This window comes from Vibrio sp. A8-1, assembly GCF_013048685.1.
In the GTDB taxonomy this organism is placed as follows: Bacteria; Pseudomonadota; Gammaproteobacteria; order Enterobacterales; family Vibrionaceae; genus Vibrio; species Vibrio metschnikovii.
On sequence record NZ_VHTC01000006.1, the window covers coordinates 128442 to 147649 of the forward strand.

A 19208-nucleotide genomic window follows, 5' to 3' on the forward strand; every position below is an offset into this window, starting at 1 on the left:
GTTAATTATTTTTCCATCAACTTATCCGCATGACTTTCAGAACCGCCCCCTTAAGAGGCGGCTTAATTAAAAAATGAAGACCCTCTTTATTAACGCATCAATAAGGGCATCATCAAATTGATCAAAGGCACTTGTTTACCATTATCAAATGAGACATTGCCTTGATTGATTTGCGCATGAACTCGATACCCTTGTTCATCTTGTGTAGCCATCTCCATCATCACCAGTTCATCCATTCCTTGCTGAATAAAAGGGTAATCTTGGGCAAATTGTTGAGAGACAAAATTATCAAGATGACCCGTTAAAGCCGGTAAAATCACGCTGGGGTCTTGCAAAATATTATTTGTACCTTCAGGAATCGTCAGCATCCAATTGGCCGAAAAATCACCGTCACCCACTTTAACAGCGAGTTGGTTTAGGCTCAGACTAAAACCTTGAGAAAACAGTGTTTCGATCAATGGTAGTGCTTGATTTAAAGCCTGTGCTGGCATGGTTGAGTAGGTTTGATATAGCGCGGACAATTGCTCAAAAGCTTGGCTATCAACATCCGCTAACGTAAAGTCAAACGTAGCATCATGCACTTCACCTTCATCGCTAATCACTTGATCAACCGTCAATTTATGTTGGCTAGTAAAACGTTTTTTATGGGCATCCATCGATGAAGTGAATTCATAACTACCCTGACGAACAAGCAAAAGGGATTGATGGTCACTGTCGTTAATCTCAAGTTCACCAATCGACAACGCTTGCTTACCCAGCCAAAAGCCATTTTCTTGTTTGCCATGACCTTTTGCTTCAAGTTTAGACAATTGCATTTTTTGACCGTCGATAAAATCAACCATTACCGAAGGCAAAGTTAGATCATAAGTCACTTCCCCTAAGGTAGTGACTGTGCCAGTAAGCTGAGCCGGCGTTAACGATATCCCTAAGGCTTCATTGTCCAACGGTTGGTAATGCCAGCTATCTAGCTGAATATGATAATCCGTATTGCCATTTAATTGGGTAACCGTGGTCATGGTTAATGGTAATTCCGGGTATTCTGGCAGCCTTGATTGCGCCGACAAACTGAATAATTGATGTTGAATATCGCTGTCCACTATCCACTGTGTTGGTAAACCTTCACTGATCAACTGTTGCCGAACTCGCTCATCGAGCACCGTAAATCGAGCTGAAACGTGAGAAGAAAGATAGCCACGGTCATAATGAATTAGCTCTGCGCTTATTTGTTCATTCGTTAAATTTTCTAAACCGTGAGTAATCGCTTTCTGACCTATTTGCCCAACCGCTAAAGGCCAACACAAGACTAAAACTACCGCTCCACCGATAGCCCCTATTCGTTTGATATTTTGCATAAATGACTCGATTGCTTATTATTTCAAGCAGTGTAACGCAGATGATTGATCGAGCTCAAGTGGCGCCTCATTACCATAAGCGAACTCAAATACTGACGAGGTTAAGATTCTTAAACTCAGCTCTCAAATCTTTTTTGCAAAGCTTGTTACAGTAGTCTGGCTAAAAAATAATGATAGGGACCACTGTGAATCGATATGCTCTGCTGTGCTTAGATAATAATCCCATTAGTATTGAACAATGGCGTCATGAATTAAGTGTTTTTTCCGCCAAGTTTGATCTCTATACCGCTGATTCTATCGTAGAGGCTCAGCAGGCACTCGAGTTCATCCAAGAAAACCAACAAACTGCTGCGTTAGTGATTGCCAGTCATCATGAAGGCTTTAATGGCGCCGAATTTTTAGTTCAATTAGATAAAAGCCCTGAGACGAAACACGCACGCAAAATATTGATCAGCAGCGGTCAAGATATTCAAGCCATTTTAAACGCGGTTAATGAAGGACGTTTAGATTATTGTTTAACCAAACCATTACAAGATAACGTGTTATGTAAGACGGTTCTCCAAGAGTTAACCACGTATGTTCTTGATAATGATAAAGACAATATTCTTACTTACAGCACCTTATTAGATCAAACCCGAATTTTACGCGCGCATATTGATCAGAAAATGCGTATCTATCGTGAAGGTTTTATCAGCGATTATCACCGAATGTCCGATCAACAACTCGCTGAGCAAGTTATCGGTGCCTTGTATGAGTTTTTTGACGGTAATGATGAAACACGCGCCTGTCGAACTTACTCTGCGGAGCACTTACTCACCGTTGAAGGTGAAGACAATCATTTCTTATGGTTTATTACCTCAGGTGAAGTGGCGCTGTATAAACGAGATGAGCTCGGCCAACAAAGAGAAGTCGTGCGCCACAATAAGGGCAATATCGTCGGAGGGATGTCTTTTGTAACCGGAGAGCCCTCTTTCTCGACCGCGTTAACGTTAACTCGTACTGATGTCATTAAATTAGATCGCGATATCTTTGCTAAAGTGATGCATAGCGATACCAGTTTACTGCCCCTATTTACTAACTTATTACTGCGTCATTTTAATCGACGGCTACAGCGCAGCATTAATACCAAATTACAATTACAAAAAACGCTCGACTCGCTCGAATCAGCGCATAAGCAACTGATGGAAAGTGAAAAAATGGCCATGCTGGGTCAGTTGGTTGCCGGCGTCGCTCATGAATTAAACAATCCTGTTGCGGCGATTCTACGTGGCAGTGATACTCTACGAACTCATATTGCTCAACTCGTCGGTCATGCTCCACCCCACTCTTTGGAACATACTGGCGCACAACTACTGGCCCAAGCCTTACAATCTAAACCTATGTCCACGGCTGAAGAGCGGGCAAAAGCCAAGCAAATCGCCGAACAAATTCATCATCCGCTATTAGCAAAAAAAATCGTCAAACTCGGCCTAGAGCACGACCAACATCTACTCAATTTAGCTCAGTCTCAACCACAACAAGCATTGCTCGACATTGAACAATTAGAAGTGTATTTCTTAGCAGGGAGTAATCTTCGTTCGATTCAGGTTTGTGCGCAGCGAATTTCCGATATGGTCAAAAGTCTCAAAGGGTATGCGCGCGCAGATGACGAAACGTTTCATACTGTCGATATCCATGAAGGACTAGAGGACACTTTAGTTATTTTCGAAAATCGCCTCAAAAGACACCAGGTTGAAAAGCATTATGCCAAACTCCCCGCTATCTCTTGTCTCCCTATTGCCCTGCAACAAGTTTGGACTAACCTTATCTCTAATGCGGTTGAAGCGTTTCCAGAGCATGGCGTATTAATCATTACCAGTGAGCTACGCCAACAAGGTAATCACGCTTATGCGGTGATCAGTTTTACCGATAATGGTTGTGGCATTCCTAAAGAGCGACAAGACGAGATTTTTACGCTTAATTATACCACCAAACGAGAAGGCGATTTTGGGTTAGGGATTGGTTTATCTGTTTGCCAACAAATTGTTCGTCAACACCAAGGATGGATCAACGTAGACAGTGAAGTTGGTCAATACACTACGATGCAGGTTTGGTTACCCGTCAACCGAGAACCTATTTAGGGAGAAATAAATGCAAAAACTGATGATTTTATGTGTCGATGATGAACGTGAAGTACTGAATAGCGTTATGCAAGATCTGAGCGTCTTCGAAGAACATTTTATTCTTGAAGCCGCGGAGTCTGTCGCAGAAGCCAAAGAAGTCATTACCGATTACCAGCAGCAAGCAATCCCGCTGGCACTTATTTTGTGTGACCACATTATGCCTCAAGAAACCGGCATTCATTTTCTTATCGAACTTAACCAATCTGAAGCGACTCAGCCAACACGTAAGGTATTGTTAACCGGGCAAGCTGGATTAGACGATACCGTCGAAGCAATTAATCACTCGAGCTTGCATTTCTTTATCACGAAACCTTGGCAAGCAGAGCAATTACGTCATACCGTGAAAGAGCAGTTAACTCATTACGTGATCGAAAACGAGCCCGATTTAATGGCTTGGATGCCAATTCTTGATACTGAGTTAATTCTAAACGCACTGGCTGCAAACCGCTCCAGTTATGGTGAATGATCTTTAAACGTGAACAATATCGAGCTTAACAGATAAAAAGATGGTCGCATTCTAAACAATATCATATTGATTTAGCTATTTTTTTATCAAGGTAACCCAATCTTGACATTTTTTGGTAGAGTTCATCTCTATCAATCAATTATGATGTTATCACACTCGAAATAGTAATTGATTTAGTGTGTACCCAAGCCGCCCGTTCTATAAGCCGTATGCATTGGATTTGAAATCAGTTGCAACGTTTTCAATACTGCATCTTAATGTCGCTTGGGTATACTATGGAATTAATCATAAACAGATAGGTTTATTGTGACTATGCGCAAAACAATCATGGCAACCGCTTTACTTCTAACGTCGGCACACGCTTTGGCTCAAACGGATCCAAACAGTCCAACTGTGATGAGTAATTTTAACTACGAATATATCGAAGCTCGTTTCGGCGCTAGCCCTGCTACCTTCGGTGCAGCAATCAGTAAATCGATTCATCCTAATGCTCATATGATTGCCCGTATCGATTCTGAGTTTGAAAGTGATTACGATCTCGCCGCAGGTTTTGGCTTTCACGCACCGATTAATAATTGGGCAGATTTAACGGGAGAAATGTTATTCCGTTTACAAGATAAGAAAAGCTACGGCAGTGCAGATTCGGGAATGGAACTGAATTTAGGTGTTCGTCAGTGGTTAGGGCCACAACTTGAAGTCGGTGGAAAAGCAGGTTATGTCTCTATTGATGATCGCGACGATTGGATAGGTTCTGTTTACGCTCGTTTCCACTCAACGGAATTATTCTCACTCGGCGCAGAAGCCCGTTTCAATGATGCGTATGGTGACCAACTGATGCTTACGGCTCGATTTAAATACTAATTTTATACCCTTCTTACTTGAAGAAGCAGCGGTGTTGGCTGCAACTTCAAGTAGTTTGGATATACCACTCAGTTTAAGTACTCTGTGCGTTTCATAAAACAAGCCGACGTCTCTGACCTCGGCTTGTTTATTATTGCTCAACGAGCTTGGCAATATTCTAATAACTGACGTTTTTGTGGCTCTTGGAGTAGCTTCCAATGCACACCTTCAATCGCTCCAGCAAACTTCCACAGCAGCTTAACATCAACATCACTGCCATAAATTTTGCGAACCTTACTAAATACAGCAGGAGCGCCAAGTTTTACAAAAGTTTCCACATCGCTGACGCCGGCTTTTTTTACCATTCGCTCAAGAGTCAATTGCATATTAGGCAAGTCTCTTAACCGACGGCTCGCCTGCGATTTTTGAAAACTACGTTGCGAAATAGAATAAAAGATAGAACGTTGAATAATATCGTCTAATTGTGGATAACCTTGCTCAAAAAGTTGCGTAATGTCATAGTAATTAACGGTTGCTGTGGTCTGCTTTTTCACATGACGGAATTTTTCACAGCCTAACTGGATTAATAATTCATCGAGTTCTTCACTACCACGAAGGAAAATCGCCCCCTCAGTTAACAATGCGTACATGGCTTCTTGTTGAAATAAGCCAATACCACCGAACATTGAGCGTTTTTGGTAGTCCCCAAACTTAATTACATAATCAAAAAATGTTGTCTCACTCATCTTGATAGATCCTTTAATCGTCGTCCCCGAGTCACAAAGATCACCAGATAGCAGCAAGTTATAGCGAATAAATTAGGTATACATCGCAAGCTTATTTTGACTACGTGCCTGCGTATTGATTTATGTACATGATAGTTAATTCCATAAAATAAGTCTGGACTTAACTCACATCCATCACTTGAAAAGCGTGTTAAAAAGCTACTGACTTCACAAAAACTTAATGTTGCATATCAGTCGTTATTCATTTAATGCTTTATATTACACGATAAAACCATTAAGACCTGTTTAATGGTTGCATCTCTTTATTAGCAATCGGTAAAATGGGGCGTCTTCCCGCTTTTGACCGGATACGATGAACCATTTATCTTTTTACTGGCTTCCCGAAAATAAACACCTCCTTATCCAAGGATTGGAAAGTGAGTTTGCTCAACTGGTTAAATTTTCAATCAGTACAGGCAAGATTGCGCTTCCCCCTATCCCGGATGTGGTGTTGAAAATTCAACAATTATGCAGTATTGAATCCACCACGATCGCTGATGTGGCCGCCTGTCTAACCGACGATCCAAGTCTCGCAGCGGTGGTTATTCGAGTCGCAAACTCGGTGGTTTTTAATCGCCGAAATATTACCTGTCTGGACTTAAGCACCGCGGTTTCCCGCTTAGGTATTATACGCGTACGTGATATTGTCACCGCTCAAGCTATTGAGCAACTCAAGCATTCGATTAATCTAAGTACCGCGTGCAATAAAGTCCTGACCAATAGTGCAGCCATATCACGTGAATTTGGTGCCAGTATGGTTCTAGTTACTCAATGGTTTAAGCGTTTAGAACCGCAGCACTATCAACATTTAGAACAAGAGAAAGCTTTGTTGGTTGGTCTATTGGCCGATATCGGTCTGTTTTGCTTAGTGAATGAGTACCATCTTTACTTGGAAAATGGACACTACCTTGATCAAGACATTGCACTGCAGATTTTCCAATCGAACTGTTCGGCAACCAGTCAGCTAGTTTTAAAACATTGGGGATTTGATAACGATTTTCTCGAAGTGGCGAGTAACCAACCATTCATTGAGCATCGCCAAGAAGTCAGTTATCTTGATATCGCTCGCATCGCAAATCATTTGTTATTATTTCGTAAACAAGATGACGCTTTAGACGAGCATGAAGTGGAAATTAACACCACGGGCGCGGAAGTGCTTTACCATTTAAGTAACATGACGGACGTTGAATTTCGTTCTCAGTTACATGGCGTGATTAACGCCAGTGGTTTTTGACCCCCTTCCCCAATCATCGTCAATACGAGCTGGGGTTACCTATTGAGGAATCTATGTTTTTAGGGATGCTATTTATTTTTGCCCCACTCGTTATCGGGTATCTTTTTTCTATTTCTCAGCCAGCAAAATTAACCTTACTCAACAAAGCAACGGTTTCTCTGGTTTATGTCATCCTTTTCCTGATGGGGCTTAGCCTTGCTGCATTAGATAATTTAAGCGCTAATCTACAAGCAATTTTGCGTATTGCAGGCGTGTTTTTTCTTGCGATGGGGGGCTGTAACTTGTTAGCTCTTCCCTGGATTGATAAATGGTTTCCCATTGATAGCCAAGCGACACAAACCAAATTACCCTTATCAAGCATGGCGTTAGAATCAATTAAGCTGATTTTTGTCGTGGGCGCAGGTCTGCTGCTTGGCTTGATTCTTGGTTTTGATTTATCTTGGGTAGAAAGTGCCAGTGAATGGATTTTATTTATTTTACTGTTTTTTATTGGCGTTCAATTAAGAAACAGTGGCTTAACATTGAAACAGATCTTATTGAATAAGCATGGCATGATCATCGCCTCAGTCGTCATTATTACCTGCTGGATAGGTGGGATCCTAGCGGCCTTCATTCTCGATATCCCAATCTATCGAGCATTAGCCATGGCCTCTGGGTTTGGCTGGTACTCATTGTCTGGAATTCTGATGGGCGATGCTTTTGGCCCAGTCTATGGTGGCGCTTCTTTTTTGATTGAGCTGATGCGTGAGTTAGTGGCACTGGCCTTAATACCGATGTTTATTGGTCGCAAGCCCTGCACTTCTATTGGCTACGCCGGAGCAACCGCCATGGATTTCACCCTGCCAGTGATCCAGACGACAGGGGGAGTACGCTGTGTTCCCATTGCGATTGTCAGTGGCTTTATCTTGAGTCTGTTAGTGCCGTTTTTAATGTTGTTATTTGTCTCTCTTGCAGGTTAACGCTCAAGAAACCGTTATAGCGCACTTTACAATGCATCAACATTTCATCAATATGCGTAACCCAATTAAGTGACTGAGTAAAGCGCGCCAATCGAACAAAGAACGAACCGCCAAGGCTATATAAATTACTGCAGGACAAGTTTTTTGTTTTGGTTTAGATTGCCTAGCTGACATTAACCAGTCTCAACAATAACGATATAACTATGGTATCAGAACATAAAATAGCGGATGCAAGCTTTGAGAGCCTTTTACGTATATTCACCGTACCAGAAGGACCAGATTCAACCCTAACTCGTATTGAAGAAGAATTGTCACGTAATTTAAACCAATTCTTACGTGAGCATATTGTGGCAGAAGAAAAGCCGCTTAAAGAGATAGAAAAAGACTTTTCCAATCCGCACATTCCTGAAGCGCCAGAGTTTGTCTCAGAGCATACTCAACATTTAATGGATACGTTAGTGGCTCAATCAGTGCATACGGCATCGCCCAGTTTCATTGGCCATATGACTTCAGCATTGCCTTATTTTTTAATGCCGCTGTCAAAAATCATGATTGCTTTGAATCAAAACTTAGTAAAAATTGAAACCTCGAAAGCGTTTACGCCACTTGAACGTCAAGTATTAGGCATGTTGCACCGTCTTATCTATGCTCAACAAGACGAGTTTTACCAACAATGGATGCACAGTGCCGCCCATTCTCTTGGCGCATTTTGTTCAGGGGGCACCATTGCTAACATTACCGCGCTCTGGGTCGCACGTAATAATGCACTGCAAGCGAGAGAGGGTTTTGGTGGCGTAGAAAAAGACGGCTTATTCAAAGCCATGCTCCACTATGGTTATCAAGGATTAGCGATTTTAGTCTCTGAGCGCGGCCACTATTCACTAAAAAAAGCTGCTGATATTTTGGGCATTGGCCAACAAGGCTTAGTCACTGTTCGTACTGATAATAATAATCGTCTTTGTCCCGATGATCTGCAGTTGAAGATTAACCAACTCAAATCACAAAATATTCATCCCTTTGCCGTTGTCGGTGTTGCAGGTACAACTGAGACGGGAAATGTCGACCCACTAAGAACCATCGGTGAAATTTGCCAAAAAGAGCAATGTCATTTTCATGTCGATGCCGCTTGGGGTGGTGCCACCCTAATGTCGAGTACCTATCGCCACTTGTTGGATGGTATTGAACTGGCCGATTCTGTAACCATTGATGCCCATAAGCAAATGTATATCCCAATGGGTGCCGGAATGGTGTTATTTAAAGACCCTCATGCAATGAATGCGATAGAACATCATGCGCAATATATTTTACGCAAAGGTTCTAAAGATTTAGGCAGTCATACCTTAGAAGGATCTCGTTCTGGGATGGCGATGCTTGTCTATGCGAGCATGCATATTATTAGTCGTGCAGGTTATCAACTATTAATTGATCAAAGCATTGAGAAAGCGCGTTATTTTGCTGATCTGATTCAATCACAAACAGATTTTGAACTCGTTTCAGAACCTGAACTTTGCCTGCTCACTTATCGTTATGCTCCTGATAACGCTATAAAAGCACTGACAATCGCTGATGAAAAAGAGAGAATCGCACTGAATCATTTGCTGAATGAATTAACTAAATACATTCAGAAGAAACAGCGTGAAACAGGTAAATCGTTTGTTTCTCGCACACAACTCAATCCGGCACGTTGGCAAGGTTTAGATACCTTAGTCTTTCGTGTCGTATTGGCGAACCCGCTCACGACTAGGTCAATTTTACACTCGGTCTTGCAAGAGCAAAGGGACATAGCCCAAACAGCCACTCAATTACTTGCCCAGATAAATCAGTCGAGTCAAAGCATTATTAGCTCACAGGCTTAAAAACTCGGGCAAATTTGCAAAACAATAACGACGAATAAAAAGAAAGAAATAAATGAAAATTTCTTTCTTTTTATTGTAACTCGCCCATCATAATCCATCGATAAACGACGCTTTTAGCTCTTTTCGCCAATTAAAAGTGTAGTTTTCATGAAATTTAGTTTGAGGCTTGTCATATTCTCACTATTTGATAGTGTGTTTACTTTATGATTTATGACCGCTTGGGTTTATACTCGCGTCATGGCGTTGGTAAATGTGTCCCTTGTCGAAATAATTCATTTTTATGATGATAAGACACCTAAAAATCCCAATGAGTTGTTCTCTAGGCCCGCGTGAACACTATGAATACATTAGAAAAAATACAAAAAAATCTAGAAAATTTCAGCAAATCGGAACGTAAGGTAGCTGAAGTGATCATGGCTTCCCCGCAAACCGCGATCCATTCCAGTATTGCGACGCTGGCCAAAATGGCCGATGTTAGTGAACCAACGGTGAATCGCTTTTGTCGTCGACTCGATACCAAAGGTTTCCCTGATTTCAAGTTACATTTAGCGCAAAGTTTGGCAAATGGTACGCCTTACGTGAATCGCAATGTGGAAGAAGACGATGGACCTGATGCTTATACCCATAAGATCTTTGAATCGACCATGGCGTGTTTGGATGTTGCCAAAAATAGTCTCGACCCAATGCAAATTAACCGAGCCGTTGACCTATTAACGCAAGCGAAGCGCATTTCGTTTTTTGGTTTAGGCGCTTCATCCTCCGTTGCGCGTGATGCACAAAACAAATTCATTCGTTTTAATATTCCAATCTCTTGTTTTGAAGATATTGTTATGCAGCGGATGAGCTGTATTAACTGTACTGATAATGATGTGATCGTCCTTATTTCTCATACAGGACGGACAAAAAGCCAAGTCGAAATTGCTAATCTTGCACGAGAAAATGGCGCAACGGTTATTGCAATTACCGCAAAAGACTCGCCATTAGATAAAGCGAGTTCTTTATCGATTTGTCTTGATGTCCCTGAAGATACTGATGTTTACATGCCGATGGCGAGTCGAGTTGTGCAGATGACGGTGATAGATGTGTTGGCGACCGGTTTTACTTTACGCCGAGGTTCTGGTTTTAGAGAAAACCTCAAACGCGTCAAAGACGTGTTAAAAGACTCTCGCTACGATAAATTATCGCAGTTTTAATTCTTTTTTCTCCCCCAACCTAAAAAGAGAATGGAGCTATTCATGGTCATAAGATGAATAGCTCCATTCTCTTTCTACTTTTTAGCTTCCTTGTTCACTTCCTTCGACAAGGCGAGAATTATAAATCCACTGCAATCTTTTCTCGGTAACCAAAGGCGGGATAATGTTCTGCGTTTCTGATTTAGAACATGAACAAACTTGACGTAAAATATACACTAACCTCTCATGAGTTAACGGTAGTGGATTGCCTTTGATCGCTTGTGAGCGCAGAGCATCCGTCGCAACTTGCTCGAAAGAAGTCGAACACACGCCAAATTGACTCAACGTCGGTAATAGTAATTTGTCGAGCATCATTTGTACCCAAAGAATACTGTCATCAATATTGACATTTTTACGCTTCGTTAATAATTGAGCGATTCGGTAATAACGCTGTAAAACATCCGCTCGCTGAGCCTTTTTCGCCGCATGAATATTCTCTCTCATAACGTAAGGGGCAAGACGAGCGGCGATCACGCTGTGTGGCGCGTCGAGCTTACCTCCCAACGCAGAGGCCAATCCATACGCAGCACCTAGCTTAGCGTTAGTGATTGCCATCCCGCCCAACATCGCAGCAAAAGATAAATCCTCACGAGCAGGTTTATCATCTAGACAACACGCAGCAAGCGTTGAACGTGATAAACGGCGTAATCCCTCTTCACAGATCATATCCGTTAAAGGATTGGGATCACCACAAACGTAAGCCTCCATGAGATGAGTAAAAGCCTTCATTGCACCACGACCAGACGTATAACGATCGGTGCCATAGGTTAAACTCGGATCGATAATCGCCATGACTGCCAGCATCTCTGGGCTACGTAAACTCACTTTAACTTTATCTTGTCCAGATTTTAACACTGCGTTTTTCGTGACTTCAGAACCGGTACTGGCGGTGGTTGGAATCGCAATAAACGGCAGTGGCTTTGCTTTGAGTGGCACATTACGACCAACAACTTCAACATAATCATACACATTTCCTTGATTAGGAATAATCGCCGCTAAAGCTTTGCCCATATCTAAAACGCTACCACCACCGATAGCAATCACTACTTGTGGTCGAAAACGTCGTCCGACAATTGCCGCTTCTTCTACCATAGTAATATTGGGCTCGCCATAGATCGCGACATGTTGATACGGCATCTTTTGCTGTTGCAAGTAATCACTGATCATTTGAGCGCGTTGCACGTTTTTACCTGAGACCAATAGAACGCTGTAACCGTATTGATTGATCAGCGATAGCGAGTGTTGCAGTGCACCCGCACCGAATACAATTCGATTCGATGTCATAAACTGAAACATGTGCCCTCCCCCAATCACTTTGATAGCATTCAGTCTGCTTTCCTTTGTAAAAAAAATTTTTGACTCAGTGCAACCTGTTGCTAAATAACTCAAACTTCATCTCAGACTATGCACGACATCACAATAGATGGCATGACTGTCGCTGCTTTATTTAACTTGGGCATAAATTATCCAATCAATTTTACCTATTAAAACAACTGGTAAATGACACTTTATTTCCTAATTCGAATCGGGCATAGTGGCGCAAACGAAACAGAGGAGAAAGTGATGTTCGTAGTGATTTTTGGCCGCCCGGCTTGCCCATATTGTGTCCGTGCAAAAGAGCACGCAGAAACCTTAAAAGCGAAACGTGATGACTTCAACTACCGCTATGTTGATATTCATGAAGAAGGTATTACTAAAGCCGATCTAGAAAAAACCGTGGGTAAACCGGTTGAAACGGTGCCACAAATTTTTATTGATCAAGAGCATATTGGCGGCTGCACTGAATTTGAAGCCTATGCAAAAGAGCATTTAGGTCTATTTGACGAATAAGCTTTCGATACACCATTTCTAATCTTAGTCAACCCGCTGATGTTTAGCGGGTTTTTTAATGGATTATTTATTAAAAAATGACCTTGCCCTGAAAAATTTCACTTATCTTTTTGCCTATTTACGATACAATCGTCACAATTTAATCATCCTCCCCTTGCATGCCAACATTGAGCTAAATTGTGAATATCGACGTCGTACTGTTGTTAGAACAAAATCCCATCTTATTGATCTTCGTTGTCCTCGCCATTGGCTTGGCCTTTGGCAAAATTCGCTTTGGCAGTTTGCAATTAGGCAACTCCATCGGCGTGTTGATCACGTCTTTAGTGATGGGGCATCTGGGCTTCTCGTTTAATGCCGAAGCATTAACGATTGGTTTCATGTTGTTTATTTATTGTGTGGGGATTGAAGCGGGACCAAACTTCTTTGGTATCTTCTTTCGTGATGGTAAACACTACTTAATTTTAAGTTTAGTGGTGTTAGTCACTGCCACCAGTTTAACCTATTCCGCCAGCCATTTTTTTAATCTCGATTACGGCTTAGCCGCGGGGATGATGGCCGGAGCGTTAACGTCGACTCCAGTCTTGGTTGGCGCACAGGATGCCCTGAACTCTGGTCTCGCCAATATTCCTCGTAATATGGATCTGACCTTGATTTTAGAAAATGTCTCGGTCGGCTATGCGATGGCGTATCTGATTGGTCTGATCAGTATGATCATGTTTGCGAAGTTACTACCCAAATTACAAAAACAAAATCTCTCTGATTCAGCGCAACAAATTGCTCAAGAACGGGGAATTGGCGGCAGCGGACAACGTAAGGTCTATTTGCCGATCATTCGTGCTTATCGGGTTGGCCCTGAGCTAACCAATTGGATTGATGGCAGAAATTTACGAGAGCTTGGTATCTATCGTCAAACTGGATGCTATATCGAGCGTATTCGTCGTAATGGTATTCTTGCCCACCCTGATGGTGATGCCATTTTGCAAGAAGGCGATGAAATTGCCTTAGTCGGTTTTCCTGACAGTCATGCGCGCCTTGATCCGAGCTTTCGTAATGGTAAAGAAGTGTTTGATAGAAATTTACTTGACCTACGGATCACTGAAGAAGAAATTGTCGTCAAAAGTGACAGTATTGCCGGAAAAAGGTTGTCTGATTTAAACCTCTCGGAATATGGCTGTTTCTTGAACCGCGTGGTGCGCGCACAAATTGAAATGCCGATGGATCTCGATATTGTGCTGGCGAAAGGCGATGTACTTCAGGTCAGTGGAGAAAAAAGTCGCGTTAAAGGGCTAGCCGAACGAATCGGCTTTATCTCCATTCATAGTCAGATGGCCGATCTCATGGCTTTTTGTAGCTTTTTCATTTTAGGAATTCTCTTTGGCTTAATTACCATGACCTTTGGCCAAGTCTCCTTTAGCCTAGGCAATGCCGTCGGCCTGCTTTTGTCCGGTATCTCGCTTGGTTTTTTACGAGCCAACCATCCAACCTTTGGTTATGTCCCGCAAGGTGCATTAAACATGGTCAAAGATCTAGGACTGATGATATTTATGGTGGGTATCGGCTTAAGCGCTGGCGGACGGATGTTTGAACACTTAACCGAAGTTGGTCCGCAAGTGATTGGCTTAGCGTTTATCGTGAGTGTTGTTCCTGTGGTCTTTGCTTATCTGGTCGGGGCTTACCTATTAAAAATGAATCGCGCTTTACTTTTTGGAGCGATCATTGGCGCTCGTACCTGCGCACCGGCGATGGATATCGTCAATGATTATGCAAAATCGACCATTCCAGCGCTTGGCTATGCAGGCACTTACGCGATTGCCAATATTTTGATGACGCTTGCTGGTACCATTTTGATCATTCTCAGCTAAAACGGTTCAATCAATGAGTATCGTTAAAAGGAATAAAAGCTAAACAAAAAAGGCGCATAAAGCGCCTTTTTTACTATCTTTACTATCAGAACGGATATCGATTAGATATCGATCACATCAAACTCAACTTCTGGACTGACATCGGCATCGTAATCAACACCCTCAACACCAAAGCCAAACAGCTTAAGGAACTCTTCTTTATAAAGCTCATAGTCTGTTAACGTCTTTAGGTTTTCAGTCGTGATTTGCGGCCATAACTCACGGCAGTGCTGCTGAATATCTTCACGCAACTCCCAATCATCGAGACGCAGACGGTTATGATCGTCCGTTTCTGGTGCTGAACCATCGTTTTTATACAAACGCTGGCTGAACAAACGATAGATTTGCTCCATACATCCTTCGTGGATGCCTTCTTCACGCATTTTCTTAAAGACCATTGCGATGTATAACGGCATGACAGGAATCGCCGAGCTGGCTTGAGTGACAACCGACTTTAACACGGCCACATTAGCGCTACCTTGCTTAGCGGCTAATTTTTCATTTAATGCTTGCGCTGCGCGATCTAAATCCATCTTCGCACGACCCAATGCACCGTCCCAATAAATTGGCCAAGTCAGCTCAGTACCGATGTAGCTATAAGCGACGGTTTTACAACCGTCCGCTAAAACGCCCGCATCATCGAGCGCTTGCATCCACAACTCCCAATCTTGACCGCCCATCACGGTGATGGTGTCGTTGATTTCTTGTTCAGTGGCAGGTTCAACGCTGGCTTCGATAATGATGTCTTTATTGGTATCAACCGCAGTAGCGGTGTAGGTTTCACCGATTGGTTTCAGGGCCGAGCGAACCACTTCACCGCTATCTGGCATCTTACGTACCGGAGAGGCCAATGAATAAACCACTAAATCAATTTGACCTAGGTCTTGTTTGATCAACTCAATGGCTTTTTGCTTAGCTTGATCAGAAAAGGCGTCACCATTGAGGCTCTTGGCATATAAACCTTCTTGGTGAGCTAACTTATCAAACGCGGCCGCATTGTAAAACCCAGCGGTTCCGGTTTTCTTTTCCGTACCCGGTTTTTCAAAAAAGACGCCAATCGTTGCAGCACCACCAGCAAAGGCGGCAGCAATACGTGAAGATAAGCCGTAGCCACTAGAGGAGCCAACGACCAACACACGTTTGGGTGCATTCTTAATCCAGCCTTGTGCTTTAGTATAAGCAATTTGTTCTTTTACGTTCGCTTCACAGCCCACTGGATGAGTGGTTGTGCAAATGAATCCACGAATTTTAGGTTTGATGATCATATTCAACTTCCTTCAAAAATCTCGGTTAGGATAAAAGTTTCAGCGCCACTTCGCATCTTATTTCTGCCCAAAAGCACTTTTTTACTGAGTGGTTGGAGCTGTTCTTAACCTAAATGGTTCAGGAACATCCTATCTTAAACACGCAAGACAAGACCAATCACAAAAAATCAGCGCTACTGTACCACTAACAGCAAAAAAATAAGGCCTCAAAAGAGGCCTTAAGACATTAGCAAATTGAATAGGATGAGTTATGCCACATTATTTAGTTTTGGTGGATTAACGTTGTGAGTGCGCACTTCGCTTAAATCGTGGCTGAAATGGTCCACTTGAATCGCTTTCGAACGCAGTTTGTCTGCGGCTAAAATCGCTTCAACTTCATTTTCAGTCAAGACACCAGCCGCTTTCGCTTGAGTAAGGCGCTCCGTCAAAGGTCCTTTACGAGCCACTTTACCTTCTTTCACCGCTTTATTCATTTGTCGCTCTAATCCTTTAACGCTATACATAGCAAGGAAAGCTTTTTCCATTAAGCCGACGCTATCATCTTCATCTTTGCCGATGTAACACAAATGGGTTAAGCGATCACGATGCGCTCCCGGCGTCATTAAACTTTCGGCAATCTTGACGGTAAGTGTATCGCTAGGCGCTTGATAGTGATTACCTAGTGGGAATATCAGTCCTTTTAATAATCCACCGACCGCTTTAATCGGATAATTACGATAAGTATCACTCAGGGCTTTGGCAGCATGATGTAAACAGTGTTGCATCGCGTAGTGCACGTAATCGAGATCCGCTTGTTGACGGCCTTCATCTTCGTAACGCTTTAGAACCGCTGACCCCATATAGAGGAAGCTCAGTGCATCCCCCAAACGCGCAGAGATCATCTCTTTACGTTTCAACTCACCACCCAGAGTCAACATGGCAAAGTCGGCGCTAACCGCTAAGGCACGGCTTAAACGAGTCATTTCTTTATAATACCCTTGGGTCGGCCCACTCATCTCCGCTTTGATGAATCGTGAACCCGTCAGAGCAGCACCAAAAGCACCAAAGGTATTTTTGACTGCGTGACCAATGTGTTTAAACAATAACTTATCAAAATCTTTCGCGGCTTGTTCGCTATCTGGGTTAGCAGCCGCTTCCATCTCTTTAAGAACATAAGGGTGACAACGCGTCGCACCTTGACCAAAGATCATCAGGTTACGGGTCAGGATATTGGCCCCTTCCACCGTAATCGCAACGGGAACACCGAGGTAATGGGTCGATAGATAATTCATAGGCCCATCTTGAATTGCACGCCCTGAATGAATATCCATGGAATCATTTAAGATAGTTCGCGCCATTTCTGTCATATGGTATTTAGCAATCGCGGTAATGATTCCTGGACGCTCTTTCATATCGAGAGAGGTTGTTGTCAAGGTGCGTGTCGCTTCGAGTAGGTAAGTCAAACCACCAATTCGACCGAGCGCTTCTGCAACGCCTTCAAACTTACCGATCGACATACCAAACTGCTTACGAACATAAGCATAAGCTCCTGTAGTACGAGAAGTGAGGTGACCAATCGCCGTACCGAGAGCCGGTAAAGAAATACCCCGCCCAGCAGAAAGACATTCAACCAGCATACGCCAGCCTTTACCAGCATAGTCCACGCCACCAATCAGCCATTCCATCGGAATAAAGACATCATTACCACGAGTTGGTCCGTTCATAAACGCTAAACCGAGCGGATCATGACGCTCACCAATTTCCACACCGGTATGGTTGGCTGGAATTAAGGCACAAGTAATACCGAGCTCTTTTTTATCAGCGAGCAGTCCATCCGGATCGTTCAATTTAAACGCTAAACCAAGAACGGTAGCAACCGGGGCAAGCGTAATATAACGTTTGTTCCACGTTAAACGAATACCTAAGACTTCTTTACCTTCATGCTTGCCGTAGCACACGATACCTTGATCAGGAATGCCGCCAGCATCGGAGCCTGCTTCTGGACCCGTTAATGCAAAACAAGGAATATCCGTACCATCAGCTAAACGTGGTAACCAATAATCTTTCTGCTCTTGAGTACCATAATGAGAAAGCAGTTCACCAGGGCCTAGAGAGTTAGGCACCATGACGGTAACGGCAGCACTGATACTGCGCGTCGCAATACGCGATACGATGGTTGAATTGGCCAATGCCGAGAATTCACGGCCACCATATTCTTTAGAAATAATTAATGAGAAGAAGCGCTCTTTACGCAGATAATCCCATACCTCTTTGGGTAGGTCACGATCGTGTTTGATGATTTTATGGTCATCAATCATACCGAGTAGCGTTTCAAGCTCATTATCCATGAATGATTGCTCTTCCGCCGTGAGAGTTGGCTTAGGATAATGATGTAGCGTTGTAAAGTTAGGCTTACCAGAGAACAACTCCCCATCCCACCATACACTTCCGGCTTCCATGGCTTCTTTTTCGGTTGCAGACAGCGGAGGCAACACTTGCTTAAAGAGTTTGAAAGCAGGGTCACTAATCCATTTTCTTCTTAGAGAGCTCATAATTCCGATCCTTTTGTTCACTGGTTAAGATTTATACTTATTATAGTTTTGTTTGGTTCAATTATTTGGCCGCCACTCCAGCAGCCAAATAAGGAATAATCTGGTCAATCATGGAGTTAGCGTCAACTTTAGCCGCAAAATCATTTTCAGCAATTTGCGCTAAAGCTTGGCTGGATGCCATGGTAAAAACACAGGTCCCAAGGGTAAAATGCAGCCGCCAAAACAGCGTCTCGCGAGTTAAATTGGGGTTTGCCTTCATCACTGACTGAGTAAATAAGCTGAGAACGTCGTCATAACGAGTGGTGATAAACCAACGTAAATGACCTTGTACATCGGTATAACCTCGGCCAATCAACAGCATGAAGCGACTGGTACCGCTTGGGCGTATTTGACTCAACGCTTTTAAGGGACCACGTAACGATTCAAAGACTTCTTCCATGCTGTAACTTTCTTGCTCATTCAACGCCATTAATGACTGTTTAACAGCTGGCATAAATGCTTCTAAGTAACGATTTAGTACCGCTCGTACCAGCGTTTTTTTATCACCAAAGTGATAATTCACCGACGCCAGATTGACGTTAGCTTTACTAGTAATGGTACGAAGAGAGGTATCATTAAAACCATGCTCAGCAAATAGCCCTTCTGCTACATCGAGTATTTTTTCTTTGGTACTGCTCTTAGGGGCCATTTCAATCATCCGTATCAAACAACTGTTTGAAATATACCTTTGAAACACGAGATTAACAAGCAATTAACATCACACTTTTAAAACATGGTCGGACCAGATGTTTTCGA

15 protein-coding genes are annotated in these 19208 nt (G+C 42.9%); 9 read left to right on the forward strand and 6 right to left on the reverse strand.

What is annotated here, in order from left to right; genetic code table 11:
• Positions 1-89 precede the first annotated feature (89 nt).
• Positions 90-1352: a DUF945 family protein gene (locus FKN93_RS05100; RefSeq protein WP_004395044.1), complete on the reverse strand. Its 1263-nt coding sequence runs from the start codon at positions 1350-1352 to the stop codon at positions 90-92.
• Positions 1353-1537: 185 nt separating this feature from the next.
• Between FKN93_RS05100 and FKN93_RS05105 the strand changes: the two genes are divergently transcribed.
• The 3 genes from FKN93_RS05105 to FKN93_RS05115 all read left to right on the forward strand — a co-directional run bounded on the left by FKN93_RS05105 (position 1538) and on the right by FKN93_RS05115 (position 4841).
• A complete protein-coding gene (locus FKN93_RS05105; protein ID WP_170904615.1) occupies positions 1538-3472 on the forward strand; it encodes an ATP-binding protein in 1935 nt (644 codons plus the stop codon).
• Between the two features lie 10 nt (positions 3473-3482).
• The gene (locus FKN93_RS05110; protein ID WP_154167871.1) at positions 3483-3980 is read left to right on the forward strand and encodes a response regulator; all 498 of its coding nucleotides are present in this window, start codon (positions 3483-3485) and stop codon (positions 3978-3980) included.
• A gap of 312 nt (positions 3981-4292) precedes the next feature.
• Positions 4293-4841: a hypothetical protein gene (locus tag FKN93_RS05115; protein WP_158138576.1), complete on the forward strand. Its 549-nt coding sequence runs from the start codon at positions 4293-4295 to the stop codon at positions 4839-4841.
• A 137-nt stretch (positions 4842-4978) separates the two neighbouring features.
• On the opposite strand, the gene FKN93_RS05120 is transcribed toward FKN93_RS05115, so the two are convergent.
• Positions 4979-5566, reverse strand: a complete 588-nt coding sequence (locus FKN93_RS05120) for a TfoX/Sxy family DNA transformation protein (RefSeq protein WP_154167867.1) — start codon at positions 5564-5566, stop codon at positions 4979-4981.
• Between the two features lie 352 nt (positions 5567-5918).
• On the opposite strand from FKN93_RS05120, the gene FKN93_RS05125 reads away from it, so the two are divergent.
• From FKN93_RS05125 to FKN93_RS05140, 4 genes are all read left to right on the forward strand, one after another.
• A complete protein-coding gene (locus tag FKN93_RS05125; RefSeq protein WP_154167864.1) occupies positions 5919-6839 on the forward strand; it encodes an HDOD domain-containing protein in 921 nt (306 codons plus the stop codon).
• Between the two features lie 53 nt (positions 6840-6892).
• Positions 6893-7798 (forward strand): lysine exporter LysO family protein, encoded by a 906-nt coding sequence (locus FKN93_RS05130; protein ID WP_170904616.1) that lies wholly within the window; start codon positions 6893-6895, stop codon positions 7796-7798.
• A gap of 203 nt (positions 7799-8001) precedes the next feature.
• Positions 8002-9654: a pyridoxal-dependent aspartate 1-decarboxylase PanP gene (panP, locus tag FKN93_RS05135; RefSeq protein ID WP_170904617.1), complete on the forward strand. Its 1653-nt coding sequence runs from the start codon at positions 8002-8004 to the stop codon at positions 9652-9654.
• A gap of 338 nt (positions 9655-9992) precedes the next feature.
• Positions 9993-10847 carry a MurR/RpiR family transcriptional regulator gene (locus FKN93_RS05140; protein ID WP_004395036.1) on the forward strand — a complete coding sequence of 285 codons (855 nt, stop codon included), beginning with the start codon at positions 9993-9995 and terminating at the stop codon, positions 10845-10847.
• A gap of 81 nt (positions 10848-10928) precedes the next feature.
• Here the strand turns inward: FKN93_RS05140 and FKN93_RS05145 are convergent, their stop codons facing one another.
• Positions 10929-12182 (reverse strand): iron-containing alcohol dehydrogenase, encoded by a 1254-nt coding sequence (locus tag FKN93_RS05145; protein WP_170904618.1) that lies wholly within the window; start codon positions 12180-12182, stop codon positions 10929-10931.
• Positions 12183-12449: 267 nt separating this feature from the next.
• Here FKN93_RS05145 and FKN93_RS05150 point away from each other — a divergent pair, with 267 nt between their 5' ends.
• Positions 12450-12716 (forward strand): GrxA family glutaredoxin, encoded by a 267-nt coding sequence (locus FKN93_RS05150; protein ID WP_004395034.1) that lies wholly within the window; start codon positions 12450-12452, stop codon positions 12714-12716.
• Positions 12717-12895: 179 nt separating this feature from the next.
• Complete coding sequence (locus FKN93_RS05155; RefSeq protein WP_004395033.1) at positions 12896-14578, forward strand: aspartate:alanine antiporter; 1683 nt, start codon at positions 12896-12898, stop codon at positions 14576-14578.
• Positions 14579-14679: 101 nt separating this feature from the next.
• On the opposite strand, the gene fabV is transcribed toward FKN93_RS05155, so the two are convergent.
• The 3 genes from fabV to FKN93_RS05170 all read right to left on the reverse strand — a co-directional run bounded on the left by fabV (position 14680) and on the right by FKN93_RS05170 (position 19101).
• On the reverse strand, positions 14680-15882 hold the full coding sequence (gene fabV, locus FKN93_RS05160; protein WP_170904619.1) for an enoyl-ACP reductase FabV: 1203 nt from the start codon (positions 15880-15882) through the stop codon (positions 14680-14682).
• Between the two features lie 248 nt (positions 15883-16130).
• The gene (locus tag FKN93_RS05165; protein WP_170904620.1) at positions 16131-18413 is read right to left on the reverse strand and encodes an acyl-CoA dehydrogenase; all 2283 of its coding nucleotides are present in this window, start codon (positions 18411-18413) and stop codon (positions 16131-16133) included.
• A 61-nt stretch (positions 18414-18474) separates the two neighbouring features.
• Entirely contained in the window at positions 18475-19101 is a 627-nt protein-coding gene (locus tag FKN93_RS05170) for a TetR/AcrR family transcriptional regulator (protein ID WP_004395030.1), read from the reverse strand.
• Positions 19102-19208 lie beyond the last annotated feature (107 nt).

Bases quoted from the DNA above. Each gene is read 5' to 3' on its own strand.
- FKN93_RS05100 (WP_004395044.1), bottom strand. From the start codon at position 1,352: ATGCAAAATATCAAACGAATAGGGGCTATCGGTGGAGCGGTAGTTTTA.
- FKN93_RS05110 (WP_154167871.1), top strand. From the start codon at position 3,483: ATGCAAAAACTGATGATTTTATGTGTCGATGATGAACGTGAAGTACTG.
- FKN93_RS05115 (WP_158138576.1), top strand. From the start codon at position 4,293: ATGCGCAAAACAATCATGGCAACCGCTTTACTTCTAACGTCGGCACAC.
- FKN93_RS05120 (WP_154167867.1), bottom strand. From the start codon at position 5,566: ATGAGTGAGACAACATTTTTTGATTATGTAATTAAGTTTGGGGACTAC.
- FKN93_RS05125 (WP_154167864.1), top strand. From the start codon at position 5,919: ATGAACCATTTATCTTTTTACTGGCTTCCCGAAAATAAACACCTCCTT.
- FKN93_RS05130 (WP_170904616.1), top strand. From the start codon at position 6,893: ATGTTTTTAGGGATGCTATTTATTTTTGCCCCACTCGTTATCGGGTAT.
- panP (WP_170904617.1), top strand. From the start codon at position 8,002: ATGGTATCAGAACATAAAATAGCGGATGCAAGCTTTGAGAGCCTTTTA.
- FKN93_RS05140 (WP_004395036.1), top strand. From the start codon at position 9,993: ATGAATACATTAGAAAAAATACAAAAAAATCTAGAAAATTTCAGCAAA.
- FKN93_RS05145 (WP_170904618.1), bottom strand. From the start codon at position 12,182: ATGTTTCAGTTTATGACATCGAATCGAATTGTATTCGGTGCGGGTGCA.
- FKN93_RS05150 (WP_004395034.1), top strand. From the start codon at position 12,450: ATGTTCGTAGTGATTTTTGGCCGCCCGGCTTGCCCATATTGTGTCCGT.
- fabV (WP_170904619.1), bottom strand. From the start codon at position 15,882: ATGATCATCAAACCTAAAATTCGTGGATTCATTTGCACAACCACTCAT.
- FKN93_RS05165 (WP_170904620.1), bottom strand. From the start codon at position 18,413: ATGAGCTCTCTAAGAAGAAAATGGATTAGTGACCCTGCTTTCAAACTC.
- FKN93_RS05170 (WP_004395030.1), bottom strand. From the start codon at position 19,101: ATGGCCCCTAAGAGCAGTACCAAAGAAAAAATACTCGATGTAGCAGAA.